This is a genomic window from Mariniradius saccharolyticus AK6 (assembly GCF_000330725.2).
In the GTDB taxonomy this organism is placed as follows: Bacteria; Bacteroidota; Bacteroidia; order Cytophagales; family Cyclobacteriaceae; genus Mariniradius; species Mariniradius saccharolyticus.
In genome coordinates this window covers 42504-57904 of the sequence record NZ_AMZY02000017.1, presented here as the reverse complement: position 1 = coordinate 57904, position 15401 = coordinate 42504, and the positions used below count along the sequence as shown (strand labels likewise).

Annotated in this window: 16 protein-coding genes; 10 read left to right on the top strand and 6 right to left on the bottom strand. The window is 45.8% G+C overall.

All coding sequences use genetic code 11. The features are described from left to right. Positions 1 to 18: 18 nt before the first annotated feature. Together C943_RS16485 and C943_RS16480 are read left to right on the top strand one after the other, a co-directional pair. Complete coding sequence (locus C943_RS16485; RefSeq protein ID WP_008630085.1) at positions 19 to 849, top strand: fimbrial biogenesis chaperone; 831 nt, start codon at positions 19 to 21, stop codon at positions 847 to 849. Positions 850 to 912: 63 nt separating this feature from the next. Then, positions 913 to 3594, top strand: coding sequence for a fimbria/pilus outer membrane usher protein (locus C943_RS16480; protein ID WP_157198586.1), 2682 nt, complete (start codon positions 913 to 915; stop codon positions 3592 to 3594). A 173-nt stretch (positions 3595 to 3767) separates the two neighbouring features. On the opposite strand, the gene C943_RS16475 is transcribed toward C943_RS16480, so the two are convergent. Beyond that, complete coding sequence (locus tag C943_RS16475) at positions 3768 to 5894, bottom strand: M3 family metallopeptidase (protein WP_040481089.1); 2127 nt, start codon at positions 5892 to 5894, stop codon at positions 3768 to 3770. A 361-nt stretch (positions 5895 to 6255) separates the two neighbouring features. On the opposite strand from C943_RS16475, the gene C943_RS16470 reads away from it, so the two are divergent. From C943_RS16470 to C943_RS16440, 8 genes are all read left to right on the top strand, one after another. After that, entirely contained in the window at positions 6256 to 6705 is a 450-nt protein-coding gene (locus C943_RS16470) for a MarR family winged helix-turn-helix transcriptional regulator (RefSeq protein WP_008630073.1), read from the top strand. A 76-nt stretch (positions 6706 to 6781) separates the two neighbouring features. After that, positions 6782 to 7318: a YceI family protein gene (locus C943_RS16465; protein ID WP_040481087.1), complete on the top strand. Its 537-nt coding sequence runs from the start codon at positions 6782 to 6784 to the stop codon at positions 7316 to 7318. Positions 7319 to 7392: 74 nt separating this feature from the next. Further along, entirely contained in the window at positions 7393 to 8343 is a 951-nt protein-coding gene (locus C943_RS16460; protein ID WP_008630070.1) for a ring-cleaving dioxygenase, read from the top strand. Next, positions 8336 to 8944: an alpha/beta hydrolase gene (locus tag C943_RS16455; RefSeq protein WP_008630069.1), complete on the top strand. Its 609-nt coding sequence runs from the start codon at positions 8336 to 8338 to the stop codon at positions 8942 to 8944. Before C943_RS16460 ends, C943_RS16455 begins: the two co-directional genes overlap by 8 nt. 136 nt (positions 8945 to 9080) lie before the next feature. After that, positions 9081 to 9761 carry a DUF2461 domain-containing protein gene (locus C943_RS16450; RefSeq protein WP_040481085.1) on the top strand — a complete coding sequence of 227 codons (681 nt, stop codon included), beginning with the start codon at positions 9081 to 9083 and terminating at the stop codon, positions 9759 to 9761. 216 nt (positions 9762 to 9977) lie between these two features. After that, on the top strand, positions 9978 to 10460 hold the full coding sequence (locus tag C943_RS16445) for a hypothetical protein (protein ID WP_157198585.1): 483 nt from the start codon (positions 9978 to 9980) through the stop codon (positions 10458 to 10460). A 22-nt stretch (positions 10461 to 10482) separates the two neighbouring features. Then, positions 10483 to 10590: an HNH endonuclease gene (locus C943_RS22650; RefSeq protein WP_211208894.1), complete on the top strand. Its 108-nt coding sequence runs from the start codon at positions 10483 to 10485 to the stop codon at positions 10588 to 10590. Then, positions 10587 to 11309, top strand: a complete 723-nt coding sequence (locus tag C943_RS16440) for a DUF4262 domain-containing protein (RefSeq protein WP_008630067.1) — start codon at positions 10587 to 10589, stop codon at positions 11307 to 11309. Before C943_RS22650 ends, C943_RS16440 begins: the two co-directional genes overlap by 4 nt. Positions 11310 to 11611: 302 nt before the next feature. Here C943_RS16440 and C943_RS16435 read toward each other — a convergent pair whose 3' ends face one another. From C943_RS16435 to C943_RS16415, 5 genes are all read right to left on the bottom strand, one after another. Next, positions 11612 to 11890, bottom strand: a complete 279-nt coding sequence (locus C943_RS16435) for an ATP synthase subunit B family protein (RefSeq protein ID WP_008630066.1) — start codon at positions 11888 to 11890, stop codon at positions 11612 to 11614. 8 nt (positions 11891 to 11898) lie between these two features. Next, positions 11899 to 12339 carry a hypothetical protein gene (locus C943_RS16430; protein WP_008630065.1) on the bottom strand — a complete coding sequence of 147 codons (441 nt, stop codon included), beginning with the start codon at positions 12337 to 12339 and terminating at the stop codon, positions 11899 to 11901. Then, entirely contained in the window at positions 12336 to 12839 is a 504-nt protein-coding gene (locus tag C943_RS16425; protein ID WP_008630063.1) for a RidA family protein, read from the bottom strand. Before C943_RS16425 ends, C943_RS16430 begins: the two co-directional genes overlap by 4 nt. Before the next feature lie 63 nt (positions 12840 to 12902). After that, positions 12903 to 14117: a glycoside hydrolase family 57 protein gene (locus C943_RS16420; protein WP_008630060.1), complete on the bottom strand. Its 1215-nt coding sequence runs from the start codon at positions 14115 to 14117 to the stop codon at positions 12903 to 12905. Positions 14118 to 14119: 2 nt separating this feature from the next. Next, positions 14120 to 15400 (bottom strand): glycosyltransferase family 4 protein, encoded by a 1281-nt coding sequence (locus tag C943_RS16415; RefSeq protein ID WP_008630058.1) that lies wholly within the window; start codon positions 15398 to 15400, stop codon positions 14120 to 14122. Between the last annotated feature and the right edge of the window lies 1 nt (position 15401).

Genomic DNA, 15401 nt, shown 5'->3' with positions numbered 1-15401 from the left:
ATCAAAACTCTTCGATCAATGAAAAAGCACATTAAAAACCTGTTGGCCGTGATGATGCTGGGAATGACCTTTCCTGCTTTTTCCCAGATTTCCATTGCCCCTACTTCCGTTTTTTTGGATGATAACGGAATTGCTTCCATCTACATCACCAATCCTGCTGAGGTTCCCCAAGAAGTCAGCGTCAGCTTTGTATTTGGCTATCCTGGTAATGACGACCTCGGTAACCTGATCATGGTCTATGGCGACAGTGTCAAAGAAAAACAATTCGGATTAGGCGACAGGCTACGTTCTTTCCCAAGGACATTTGTCCTCGCTCCCCAGCAACAGCAGACGGTAAGACTTCAATTGAGACCGGATAGGTCTTTGCCTGCGGGTACTTATTTCACCAGGGTGAAAGTCACCTCCAACAACGTGGCCCAGGAAGTTGGTCAGCCAGTCGAAAATGAGGTTGCAACCCAAGTCAATTTCAAATTTGACCAAGTGATCGCGGTGTTCTTCAAACAAGGACAGACATCCACGGGATTGGAATTGGGCGAGCTCCAAATGCAGCAGGATGCCGAGAAAATCAGGGTCATTGCTCCTTACCAGACTACTGGAAATTCTCCGTTTTTGGGAAGTGTCATCGCCTCGCTCAAGGACAGCAACAACAAAACCGTAACCGAGGAGCAGCAATCCATTGCCTTGTATTTCGGTGGAAAGAAAGGTTTGGACATCGCTATTCCGGAAGGTTTGCCATCTGGGGAATACCAAGTTGAGATGAGGTTCGAGACCAAACGATCCGATATTCCGTCCACGGATTTGGTGCAAGCCAGCTCAGTTGCGAAGCGGGTTTTTGTCAAGATTCCATAAGGCCACCACGGTCGCATTACAGTCAAGCCCATCTTAGTCACCCAATTTTTACTCTTCATTGTTTTGTTAAAAGAATTATCATTTCTGTCCCTTACCCAGACAGCAAAGGCTCTTACTGTCTGCATGGCGCTTTGGTGGCTATTGCCATCGACCAAAGCGCACGCGCAGCGTGAGCCGGATGGCGAAGCTTTGGTGCTTTTTGCCTATCCGTCTTTGGGACAGGAATATGTCAACGTGGTATTTTTTGAGGAGGTGCCTTACCTTCCGCTTGGGGAGATTTTGAGTATGATGTACATCCACAACGAAAAGACCGAAAGTGGAAAAGGACTTACTGGATTTTATCCGACCAAAAATGATGCTTGGCGAGTCGACCCGGTACAGGGTGTGATTACCATGCGCAACAATACTGAAGTACTTCCTGCCGATAAATTTTATTTGGGCGAAATGGACCTTTACCTCCATCCCGAGTATTTCAGCCGGATGTTTGGACTCAATTTCTCCGTGAATTTCCATTCGCTTACACTCAGTCTGAAGGCTGATTTTCCGCTTCCGATAGACGAGCGGCAAAAGCGTGAAGCACTCCGTCGAAAAATGCAACAGATGGGAGCGGCCCGCGAACAAGCGCCTGCACCTTTGATGTATGATCGTGACCGAAAGGGTTTTGCACCCGGCATGCTCGATTACAATCTCAGCTATACCCAAACGGAGAGCAATTCGACATTTTCCACACTGTTAAATGCCGGTATGGAGTTGTTTGGGGGCGATTTGCAAGGAATTTATGCGGGCAATGTGATCGACGGGAACCTGGTATCAAGGGTATCTGGCGCCCGGTGGAGGTACGTTTTCAAAGGTGGACTGGAACCTGATGACAATGTCGGCATTACCAGTATCGCCGTAGGTCAATTACAGACAACTGGCATGACCAATTCCGCTCGGATTCTTGGCTTGGCCGTGACCAATAATCCGATCATTCCCCGCATGAAGCTGGATGTATTTGTGATAGATGGCTACACGGAGCCTGATTCAGAGGTGGAATTGCTGATTGGCGGACAGTTGGTGGATTTTTTGAGAGCTGACGAGGTCGGCTATTATCGTTTCAATGCACCGATTACCTTTGGAGTGGTGCGGATCACCACCAGGATTTACACCCCACAGGGCGAGGTGATTATCCAAGACCGTCAACTGCAGATTCCCTTTACTTTTTTGCCAAAAGGCTTTGCAACCTATAATTTCCAAGCTGGCCTCCCGATGGGAGATACCTTGAACTTCGACCAAGAGCCGATTGCCCATTTGGATTTTGCATATGGGCTGACCAATGCCTTGACCGTACGGGCAGGAGTGGACCATGGAGCGGTTTTCGGCTTGAACAAAACCTATCCTGTTTATGGATTGTCGGCGAGGGTCTTTGAGCAATATCTGGTCAACGTGGATGTGCTTCCTGACCGCTATTACCAAGCTTCAGGTTCTGTGTTTTATGCCAATAATACGAGTATAAATGGCCAATTCACCGAGTTTGTCCAAGGTTCTGAATTCAACCCGATGGGCAAGCTGCGGGAGGCAAGCTTGAATACTTTTTTCCCGTTCAAAGCCTTCGGGCGGTTTTCGGGATTTAGGCTGACGGGTGAAAGGCAGTGGTTTGACAATGGCTTCCGTACCAACCTGCAGTCTGATTTTAATACTCAGATCGGCCGGGTTATTGCCCGTTTTAACTACCGCACACGGATCAATGGCATTGAGGATTTGGGCAATTTACCGCCGCTTCCGGAGCAGTCTTTGTCTATGGGGCAAGCAACAGCGTCACTTACTTACACCCTCAAGAGAACGCCAAGCGTCCCCGTTTTTGTGCGGGGTCTTTTCCTCCGTGGCCAGTTCAAATATGACACCTATCACAAGCAGCCTGCGACGGTAAGTTTGATGCTTTCACAGACTTTGTTCAAAATGGGAAGGCTCACGATTGGCTATGACCGAGAGATTCAAAGACAGACGGGTCTGTTGCAGATAGGCTTCTTGTATGACTTCAGAGGGATCAGGACTTCTACCCAATTTACCAAGAATGAGGTCGGATACGTCGCTCAACAGGCATTCACGGGTTCCCTGGGCATCGATCCCAAAGGGTTCATATTGCCAGACAATAGAGATCAGGTTACCAGATCCGGAGTGGCGGTGAGGCTTTTTGTCGATGCCAATGAAAACGGGAAATTCGATGCCAACGAGCTCGTCATACCAGCCAAGGCAGTAAGGTTGGACCGTTCCGCAAACATGCTGCTTGGTTCGGATGGTATCCTGAGGATCACCCAACTCCAATCCTACTGGAAATATATCATGGAGGTGGATCAGCATGCGCTGCCCAATCCAAATTTGGCGCCGAAAGTCAGTCGGTTCGAATTCGTTGCTGAGCCAAACAGGTTCCGTACGATCGATATCCCGCTCTACCAGACCGGTTTGATCGAAGGGGTTGTGACCATCGAGCAATATGGCAGGGTCGAAGGCTTGGGCGGATTGCGCCTAGTTGTTGAGCGATTGGATTATTCAGGAGAGGAATTGCAGATTGTGCGGACCTTCTCCGATGGAGGATTCTATCTCTTTGGCTTGATGCCAGGGAAATACCGCGCTTTTGTCGATCCGAAACAATTGGAATTCATGAATGTAAAATCAGAGCCAGGCGAATTGGAATTTGAAATCCGCGCCTTGGCGGAAGGGGATTATTTGGAAGGATTGAATTTCAAACTCAAGCCAAAGGAATGATAATTTCCCACTGATTTTTATTCGAAAAGTGGAAGTAGGGAATTGGTTTTTTGTCGCTTTTCGGCAAACGCTATTCAAGGTTCAATCTTGATTTTCAAAAGAATTCAACACTTCAAACTTGAGAAAGTAAAAAGCTTTCCGGAGTTTGGTTTCCGGAAAGCTTTTTTGAAAAATTACTTTTTATCTACCGTCACTTGATCGAGGCCACGTTTTTTGAGCAGCGCGTCGATTTTAGGTTCTGCGCCACGGAAATTGACGTACATTTTCATGGGTTCATCCGTGCCGCCTCTCTCTAGGATTTCTTTTCGAAAGGCAAGAGCTTTCTCCTGGTTGAAAAGCTCGGTTTCCTTAAAGGCTTGGAAAGCATCGGTATCCAATACACCTGACCAAATGTAGCTGTAATAGCCTGAGGAATAGCCGCCGGAGAAAATATGCTGGAAATACGTACTGCGGTAGCGCGGGATGATTTCGGAGATCATACCGATTTTTTCCATCGAAGCTTTTTCGAATTCGTCCGCACCAACGGTGATTGCACCCGTCTGGGTATGGTAATCGAGATCCAAAAGCGAAGCAGCAAGGTATTCGGTAGTCGCGAATCCTTGGCCGAATGTTCCACTATTCTGAAGCTTTGCGATCAACTCATCGGGAATGGCTTCTCCTGTTTGATAATGAAGCGCATATTGCTTGAGGACGCTTGGTTCGGTAGCCCAATTCTCCATAATCTGGGAGGGTAGCTCGACAAAGTCCCGCGGCACGGAGGTTCCGGCCAGGCTTCTGTATTGCACGTTGGAAAGCAAGCCATGGAGCGCGTGTCCAAATTCATGGAAGAATGTTGTCACTTCATCAAATGTCAATAGGGCAGGGGCATCCCCGGTCGGCTTGGAGAAATTACATACGATGGAAATCACAGGCGCTTTTCTTTCGCCGTTGATAGTCTTCTGTGGGCGATAGGATGTCATCCAGGCACCGCCTCTTTTGGATGCTCTTGGGTGGAAGTCCATGTACAGTACCCCCACATGGCGTCCGTCGGCCTCCTTTACTTCGTAGGCTTTCGCGTCAGGATGGTACGTTGGGATGTTTTTGATTTCTTCGAAAGTCAGGCCAAAAAGTTTATTGACGACCATGAATACACCGTTCTGTACATTTTGTAGGGAGAAATACGGTTTGACTTGCTGTTCGTCCAAGTCAAACTTTTGCTTGCGAAGCTTCTCCTCGTAATACCTCCAATCCCATGGCTCTATTTTGAAGTCTGCACCTTCGGTTTTGGCCAAAACTTGCATCTCGTCACGTTCCTGTTTTGCCTTGGCCAAGGCAGGTGTCCAAAGTTGGTTGAGCAGTTTATAGACATTGTCCGCATTTTTGGCCATGGATTCTTCCAAAACATAATCCGCGTGGGTCTTGTAGCCAAGAAGCTGGGCTTTCTGCTGGCGCAAATTTGCCATTTCGATCAGGATCGATTTGTTGTCCTTGTCGTTTCCTTGGTTTCCACGGATTTGGTAGGCTTCCCAAATTTGTTTCCGCAATTCCCTGTTATCGGCGTATTGCAAGAATGGCATCACACTTGGGTTTTGAAGGGTAAACAGCCATTTGTTTTCCTCTCCGGCAGTTTCAGCATCCTGAAATGCTGCATCCCGCAATTCCTGTGGAAGCCCTGCCAAATCAGATTCGGTGTCGATGAAGAGTTTGAAGGCATTGGTTTCAGCAAGGATATTTTGGCCGAACTGCAGGCTAAGGACAGAAAGCTTGGAGTTGATTTCCCGTAGTTTTTCCTTGTCAGCTTCATTGAGGTTTGCCCCATTTCTGACAAATGATTTGTAAGTTTTTTCCAGAAGTTTTTGTTGCTCGGGGTTCAGACCCAATTGGTCCTTGCCATCCCAAATCACCTTGACTTTGGCAAAAAGCTTTTCATTCAGGGAAATGTTGTCTCCGTGTTTTGAAATCTCAGGTGCCAATTCTTTGGCGATTGCCTGAATCGAGTCGTTGGTATTGGCGGAATTCAGGTTGTAAAATACCGTCGATACCCGAGCGAGCAAGTCGCCGGAATTTTCCATCGCCTCAATCGTATTGGCAAAAGTCGGAGCTTCCGCATTGTTGACGATGGCATCGATTTCAGCTTGCTGTTGCTTGATGCCTTCCCGAATGGCGGGTGCAAAATGTTCGTTTTTGATTTTGTCAAAAGGAGGAACCTCAAACGGGGTATTGTAAGGCTCAAAGAAGGGGTTGGTGCTCATGGATTCTTGGTCAGCTGTACCGCAGGCGAGTAATATGCTGCCTGTTAAAGCCATCATGGTTTTTTTCATGGGTATTCTTATTTGGGTTTCGGGCGCAAAGATAGGGAGAAATGAAATTGCAAATGAGGGATGGGGAATGAGGTATGAAGAATTGGGTGGATTTACGTAATCACGAAGTGATTGAATCCACAAGGTGGTATTTACCCCGGGTTAAACCCGGTGGGAAGCGAAGACGTCGCATGGAGAGCATTCCAACCCTGGAAGGGTTGAAAGAATGGAAGTAAAATGTTAAATGTAACAGATTAATTCATTACCTCACAGAACATACCGGAGTGGGGCCCAGATATTTTTTTCCAATATTTTTTCAAGTTCTGAAACTTTCTCGTACATTTGTATGTATATACATTAAATACAAAAACATTATATACAGATGAGAATAGAGGACGCCATCAAGCAGAAGGAATTCAAGGATCCTTATAACAAAGCAGTGGTGAATCTTCTTTTCACGCAAAGTTATATTGTCAATTCCCAAAGTAGCTTGTTCAAGAAATACGGGCTTTCACCGGAGCAATACAACGTGCTGAGAATCCTGAGAGGCCAAAAAGGAAATGCGATTACCGTTTCCTCGATACAGGAGCGCATGTTGAATCGCATGTCTAATGCGTCCAGGTTGGTGGAGAAGTTGAAGTTAAAAGGCATGATCATCCGCAGGGAATGCGAAAGCGATAGGAGGCAAGTCGATGTATTGATCACGGAAAAGGGACTCGACGTCTTGGCTGAAATCGAAAAACAAACGGATGGGCACAACAGAGCGTTGATCCAATTGAGTGAGCAGGAAGTCAACCAGCTGAACGATTTGTTGGACAAACTCAGGGGGTAAAAAAAATTTCCAATATTTAATGTATATACAAATAATGTAGATAAATCAATTTTCATTCACTTAAACAATAATCAAAATGAGTACTGCAACAGCAACAGCAACAACTACAAAATGGGGTTTGGACCCTACACATTCTGAGGTTTCATTCAAGGTAAAGCACCTTGTAATCTCCACCGTCACTGGTTATTTCAAGACTTTCGACGCCAGTGCCGAGACTGCTTCCGATGATTTCCAGGGAGCAAAAATCTCTTTTTCTGCGGATATCGCGAGCATCGACACCAACCAAGCAGACCGTGACAACCATTTGAAGTCTGCCGATTTCTTCGATGCCGTGACATTTCCAAAAATGACTTTCGAAGGCGTGTTGGAAGGCAATACCTTGAAAGGTGACTTAACAATCAAAGGTACCACAAAGGCCGTTGAGTTGGACGTCGAGTTCGGTGGCGTGGTACAGGATCCATATGGCAACACCAAGGCTGGATTTGAATTGGAAGGCAAAGTCAGCCGCAAAGAGTTTGGCTTGACTTGGAACTATGTGACGGAGGCAGGAAGCGTGGTCGTGGGCGACCAAGTGAGAATCCTTGCCAACATCCAAGTTGTCAAGCAGGCATAATTTGCCACAAAATCCGCCGGTACAGCTGTATCGGCGGCTATTATCACTAAATTCACTAAAAACATCCTATTCCCATGGCAACGCTCATCAAAGGAATACATCATATTACCGCAATCGCGGGAAATGCGCAAAAAAACCTCGATTTCTATACCGGAATCTTGGGGCTTCGCATGGTCAAGAAAACCATCAACTTCGACGCACCAGACGTCTACCATTTTTATTTTGGGGATGAACTGGGCGCACCGGGTACGGTTTTCACGACGTTTCCATTTGATGGCGCGAGAAAAGGTACGAAAGGAACCGGGGAGTTGACCTACACGGCCTTTTCGATACCGGAGGATGCTTTGGATTTTTGGATCGACAGACTGGCAAAATATAGCATTCCAACCTCAACGGTGTTGACCCGTTTTGGGGAAAAACTGATCCGTTTTGAGGACCATGATGGGATGGGTATAGAACTGATTGCCAATAGTTCGGATTCGAGAAAAGGGTGGACCTATGGGCATATCCCCTTGGAAATGTCGATTCGTGGCTTCTATGGTGCGACTTTGAATCTGCGTTCCAAGGATTTGACCGAGAAATTGTTGGTCGAATTGATGGACTACAAGTTTATTGCGGAGGAAAATGGTCGATACCGTTATGGTACCGAAGGAAAGCCGGGTGATATCGTTGATATCGTGCTGGATCCAAATGGAAGACATGGGATTCAAAGCGCTGGAACGGTACACCACATTGCTTTCCGTACCCCGAACACAGCAACCCAACTGGAGATACAGGATATCTTGATGAGGCATGGCCTCAATGTCACCGAAGTACGTGACAGAAACTATTTCAAATCCATCTACTTCCGTGAACCGGGAGGCGTCCTGTTTGAAATTGCGACAGATGAACCTGGATTCGCCATCGACGAGGACGAGGCACACTTGGGAGAAGCACTCAAGCTGCCGGGATGGGCTGAACCACAACGGGAGGGTATCGAAAAGAGATTGCCAAAAGTCAAACTACAGGTAGAAAACTATGCTTGAGATCGTACAGCGCGGCGTTTCATTGGATCGGGCGGAGAAAGTAGCCATCATGCTGCATGGTCGCGGAGCTTCGGCACATAGCATATTGGAGCTCGAGAAATATCTGAATCTGGAAGGTTTTGCTTTGTTAGCCCCACAGGCAAAGGGAAACACTTGGTATCCATTCAGTTTCATGGCGCCCGATGCAAGCAACGAACCAGCCTTGTCCAATTCCATTCGGCACTTGGAGGATTTGGTGTCCGGCTTGTACAATCAAGGACTTGAATCCGAGCAGATTTATTGGATTGGATTTTCGCAGGGCGCTTGCCTATCCTTGGAGTTTGCCACCCGACATGCGAAAAGGTATGGAGGTGTTGCGGCTTTCACGGGAGGACTCATCGGCGAGAAGCTTCAGCCTTGGAAATACTCGGGGGATTTTGCAGGGACACCGGTATTTATCGGAGCGAGTTTCCGTGACATGCATGTGCCCTTGGAGCGAATTGAGGCTTCTGCCAAATTGATGCAGTCCCTGGGTGCAAATGTCCAAAAGCTGATTTTCCAAGACACGATGCATACGATTCGACAGGAGGAGTTGGATTGGGTCAACACGCATATTTTCTGAGAAAAAAAAATCGAACCAAATAAAACCCGGGAGACTATCCTGGGTTTTTTTGTTGGTAAGAACCGTGGTCGTCCGTCGTTGGATTTGTAACTTCACGGGATTCTATACCAATACTTCATCAGTAGACCTTTTCCTTATGGACACGCGATACCTCCATTTTCTCAGCGAACTCAGCGCACACAATACCAAACAATGGATGGATGCCAACAAAGACTGGTATCGGAAGAATCGGGAAAGGTTTTTGGAGGACGTCGCTTGGATGATAGCCAATATCAGTGAATGGGAACCCGGTTTTGCTTCCTTTCAGCCCAAGGATTGTGTATTCAGGCAAAATCGTGATGTTCGATTCTCTGCCAACAAAGATCCCTACAAGACCAATTTTGCCGCATATTTCGCTTTGGGTGGAAAAAAATCAATGGGTCCGGGATATTATGTCCATGTGCAGCCGGGGCAGAGTTTTTTTGCGGGTGGGATTTGGATGCCCGAGGCGGACTCTCTCAAGAAGATTAGGCAGGAAATCGATTATTCCGGCCATGAACTCAGGGAAATTCTGGAAGCAACTTCATTCAAAAGTGTTTTCAAAGGGATAGAAGGGGAGCAGTTGAAGTCGGCGCCAAAAGGATTTGACAGCGAGCACCCATACTTGGATTTGTTGAGGTTCAAAAGCTTCATTGTCTCGAGTCCCTTGTCCGACAAGGAAATCGAAGATGGAAGTTATAAAGAGAAGGCCGTGGAGGGCTTCAAAATCATGAAGCCCTTTCATGATTTCCTGTCCAGGGCAGTGGAAGATTCCGAGACCGGTGAGGGTTTGTTGTAGGTTTTTTCACCAATCCCTTTTTTCTATTGGAATTTTTAATTCACCTGATCTCAAACTATATTCCGATCATTGATTTAGGATCGTATTTCTATTGAATAGGATAAAGAGGTGGATTGAATCCGCAATGTATCCGGGATCCACCCAGCCACCACTGAAACTTTATAGTACACACAGGGGGGCAGTGCATAGTACTCGACATTATACTCCCTAATACCTATGAAAATGATAGAAACAATTTTATTCGTCTTTATGATTGGTTCATGTACAGTAGGGATGCTCAAAAAAGATAAAACATTAAATGACTTTAATGAGAGTTATTCCATTAACAATTCTAAAAGCGAAATTTTTGAATTTGAGAATGACACATTGAAACAGTATGTCGAACTATATTCGAGAAACGAGAGAGAGATAAGTTTTTTATTAGTTTCTCGAAATAAGATTACAATGCAAGAGGCTCGGTTGGCAGGGATTGCAAAGAATAAAGGAGGCGATGCAGAGCTAGATGAAGATGCGGATGGTTATGCATATGTCGTAACTGAATACATTTACGATAACGAATGTTGGTTAGCCTTTAGATTGGACAATGATACAAATACGAGAATTCGGGTTAATGAAGCAGATTGCGCAATGAGTACTGATTCGACCCCTTTCTATTCTATTGCCTTATTGGTGAAAAAAGGTTTTGGGGTGGGGCTGTGATAAACCCGCAACCAGGAGTACCGTGCAAGCACATCATAAAACAAGGCACGCTGATGGAGGTAAAACGACTAAAGAAGATATGGTTAATCTTTGTGAAAGTTGTCGCAATCATGTACATAAGAATCCATGATTAATAGAGAACAGTTTTTAAAAACGATCAAGTCAAATATCAATCGGAATCAATATCATGTAACGCTTATTGCCGGTGATGGTATCCCTAGATTTGCGTACACTATCGGCCTAAAGGATCAAGTGAATGTTGAATTGATTTTTGCCGGAGGTGAATATTTCTCTGCGAATGAAATCAACGAATTATTTCATAGGATTGGTAGTTTTTTGGAAACCAATCCTAATGGCGTTGAAATAGATATCCCTTTATTAGGTTCATTTTCGTTGGTGAAGGTTCACCCTAGTTGGTCTAAATTGTTAATGCTGGGGGTTTATGACTATTTTCAAGTAAGTGAATTTAATGCATTGCAGATTTTGCCAGATGCCGAGCACCACACTTTAGATGTTCCAGACTTATCAAAGGAGTTTGATACCAAAGCAGAGCCAGTTTGGAAGTGGTTGATCGACGAATGGAATTATTCTGTCCCAAGAGACTCAAAAGTAGTGACCAATTTGGCTGCGCTCAAAGGCGAAAAAATAACAGAGATTATGCGTTGGGAGAAAAGTGAATGGGAAATGTTTGCAGGCCCGGGACCTGATGTTCCGAAGGAACAAATGAGGATCGTATCATTGGGAACCTTGTTAGGCATTGATCAAACGCTAGTCCCATCAATGAATTTGAAAATTGGCAAAGGACTTTGGAGAGACCATGTTGATCTTATTTGGAATGATTGGGGCTAAGTCAATGGTGGAAATTGTTTGTGAATGAATTTATTGAGAAAAGAGGCAAAATCTCCGTCCGGAAAACGTCAATGCCCCCGCTAAGCGTAGTTTTCAACTACACTTTTCTATCCTTATGAATTTTTAATTCCATCTGTTTAGAACTATGTTCTAATTCGATAACTCGTCGATAAAATGCAATTGCAGATTGTATTTGATAGAAGGGTGTAGTTACATCCGTGCTGGCTATCGGGATCCTCCCAGTCACCACTGAAAGTATATACTACACTTAGATGGAGGGGGTTTGCTGTAGGTTTATTTCCTTAATCCCAAGTGGGAACGTCGTCAAATACCCCGGTGATCGCCCCAAATCCGATAAAGAACAAAACCAGCATTACGAAGCCAAATCCAATGGCATACCAAATAAGGGTCGCCTTTGCCCAATTGGATTTATTGGGATTGCCTTCCTTGTCTATTGCCCAAACGACAAGCATGATGAATCCAATCAGTGGAATACTTGAAATCAATATCGTCAAAAACCAATCGCTGGTTTTGACAATTGGCGCTTTGGGCTGCTCGGGGAAATTCATGTAGTTGTCCATGGCTGAGTTTAGGGTTTGGTCAAAAGGTCACTCACGTCAAAATTGTATTCTGCGATGGTGTAGTTCTCCGGATTGATCGGGTCGACTTTTACAAATTGTATGTCTATAGTCTTGAATTCGCTGATCCTAGAATAGTTGGCGGCGTACAATTCGGCGCATTTTCTGGCGACATTGGCTTCATTTTCCAAAAACTCCTTGCTTTTGCCATTGTAGAGTTTCAGTTCTATCCTGCTTTGGTCTTCACCATTGACGATGCTATGGTTTACGGCTACTTCCACATGTTCAAACCCGCCCAGAGCAATGAGTTCGGGCGAAGGGAAATATCCTTCACCCGCGATTTTGTTGAATCCCCAAAACAATCCTTTCGTGAGGTTTTCGGGCTCGCAGGAACAGGCTTGCAATAGGATTGAAAAGCCTAGAAGAGCTAGGCCAAGTTTGATGGTTTTCATTTCGCAGCAACGGCTTCGATTTCGACCAGTAAATCGGGATTTGCCAAAGCGTAAACGCCAATCGTCGATCTCGCTACTTTGTTTGGGTTTTGTTCATTGTTGAAGAACTCGCCGTAGGCCTTGAACCAAGAGTCCCAGTCTATTTTCCCCTCATTGTCCGGAGCGAGATAAACCCGCAGAAAAACCACATCGTGCATTTCAAAGCCAGCTTCCTGGAGGGTCGCCTTGATTTTTTCCAAGATACTGATGCTCTGCTCGTAGGTATTTCCGTAACGCTCATAAGTTCCCGGCACTGCGTCTGGGTTTTTTGCCGTAGCCACCAAGCCAGAAGTCAGGTAGTAGCTTTTTCCCTCCGGTATAAAAACTCCCTTCAAAATTGCTGCATCCGACCTGTCGTATCGAACGATGGGTGCCAAGTGCTCCACCACTTCTTCCTTTTTTGAAAAAGTGAAGCAAGATGATAACAAGACTGTGAATAGAATCAAGGGCAGGGTTTTCATAATCGCAGGGATAGATTTGATTAAAAAAAGGCTTGAAATTCAAGCCTTTCTCTGAGTTTGGATTTATTCGGCAGCCTCAGCCAGTTCTTTTTCTTTATTTTTCACCCGAAGGATAAAGTCGCTGAGCACATTCATGTAATTGATAAACGCATCATAGGGCGTATCGTAATGGCTGAAATAGGTATGTACAGCACCATCTGACAGGGCCTTGGTGGACATATAATAGAAGTGGTCGGAGGTCTGCAGGCAGTTCCAGTCGCGTTGGATATCCGGATCATCAATTTTAACGACCTTGGATTCCAGCTCATAAAGCTTGGTAAATGCTTCCTTTTGCAGATCATTTCCCAGCCATGCGGTCAAGTCCCTTTCCTCGTCCGCCCACGAAATTGGCGTGGGAACGTGGATTTTTGCGACAGGAGTGCCTTGGCGTACAGCCTCAGTCGGTGTTGCAAAGCCGAAATTAGTGTATTTGAAAACTGCCCCAGGCAAGGCGCGCATAAATTCAAAAATCCCCGTTTCGGCCCACTGATGTTCCCCGAATGTCTCATAATCCATAAACAGGTTCAGGACCTCCTGCTCTTTAGGGATGGCATTGATCCATGTAACGAATTTCTCGGTTGTCAGCGGATAGTCGTTCCAGGTCTTGTTGCTGAATCGGAAAGCGATGTCGTCGCTGAGTTGGAAGTTTTTGAGGAGAACTTTCAAATTTGGATCGATGGCGTTTTGATACACGAAATTTGGGCTCTTCCAACCTAGAATATGTTTGGCACCTTCGGTCAACATGCCTTCAAATCCCATTTCTGCGACCATTGCTCCGATCTTATCTGAGTAAATCAGCTCAGTGTTTCTGAAAACCTTTGGTTCGTAACCGTCAAAATGTTTCTTCAGCTTGTCCTTGTGCCGACCTACCATCCGCTCAAATTCAGACTTGCTTTTCAAAGAGCAAAGTGCATGGGCGTCTGTTTCACTTAGCATCTCTACATGTCCGGTTGCCACCAATTTTCTGAAACTTTCCAATACATCAGGCGCATATGCTTCAAATTGGTCCAGGCAAACACCCGATATCGAAAAAGCGACTTTGAACTGGCCTTTGTATGCATGGATCAGTTCCAAAAGCAAGGCATTCATCGGCAGGTAGCATTTTTGGGCTACCTTTCGGATAATGCTTTTGTTGCTGTAGTCGTCCCAATAATAATGGTCTTCGCCAATGTCAAAAAAGCGATAAGGTTTGATTCTGAGTGGTTGATGTACCTGAAAGTAAAAGCAGATATTTCTCATGGCTATTCTTTTGTGAGTTTTTCATAAACAGTAACTAACTTGGCTGCGACGTGTTCCCACTTGAGCTTCTTGAGCTCTTCGCTTCCAAGTTCTTTGAACATCTTGGCGATGCTCTCATAATGAAGCAATCCAAAGATTGCATCTGCCATGCCATCCACATCCCAAAAGTCTATCTTGATGGCATTTCGAAGCACTTCCGCGACGCCAGACTGTTTGGAAATTATAACAGGTGTATTGTGACGTACGGCTTCCAAAGGAGCAATGCCAAAGGGTTCGGAAACGGATGGCATTACATATACGTCGCTGATGGCATACATATCGTCCACATCTTTACCTTTCAAAAACCCGGTGAAGTGAAATTTGGTACCCATGCCCAGTTCGGCGACGCGTTCTACCATACGGTTGAGGAGATCTCCGCTTCCTGCCATCACAAATCGCACATTGTCATCGCGGTCCAGTACCTTTTTCGCAGCTTCGACGAAATACTCCGGTCCTTTTTGGAAAGTGATACGACCCAAAAAGGTCACGATCTTTTCTGGAACATGCTTCTTGGCGTCCGATTTGATTATGCTGGCGTCCAAGACGGCGTTGTGCAGTACGCTGACTTTGTCAGGATGGACTCCATAGCGCTCGATGCAAACCTTTCGTGTCAAATGACTCACTGCGACCACGTGGTCCGCTGCCAACATCCCAGCCCTTTCGATATCGTAGACCGGCTTATTGACTGACTCGCCAGACCGATCAAATTCGGTCGCATGTACGTGGCATACCAGTGGTTTACCACTGATTTCCTTGGCGGCAATACCTGCGGGAAACGCCAGCCAATCATGCGCATGGATAATTTCATGTTCCTTGGATTTGGCGATTTGGGCGGCAACAAGGGCATATCGGGATACCTCCTTCATCAGGTCTTTTCCATACTTGCCACTGAATTCAAACTTGTTGGAAAATACGCTCTCGTCGATATCCACGCGGTCATGCATTGCATAATCGGTGTATTTTTTAAACTCTTCGGGACCCAGGTAGGGTACCAAAAAACTACTGACCTCTAGATAGGTGAGGTTTTTCCATATCTTCTTGAATTTCCTTTCACGGTAGTCGATCGTGACATCCGAGGCGTTTACGAAATCAGCCAAAGGCTCCTCATCTCCCCACAGCTTTGGGACCACGAAAATTATGTCTTGCTTGTGGTGGACAAGGCCCTTTACCAATCCGTAACACGCGGTGCCCAAGCCTCCGGAAATATGAGGAGGAAACTCCCAACCAAACATCAGTACCTTCATA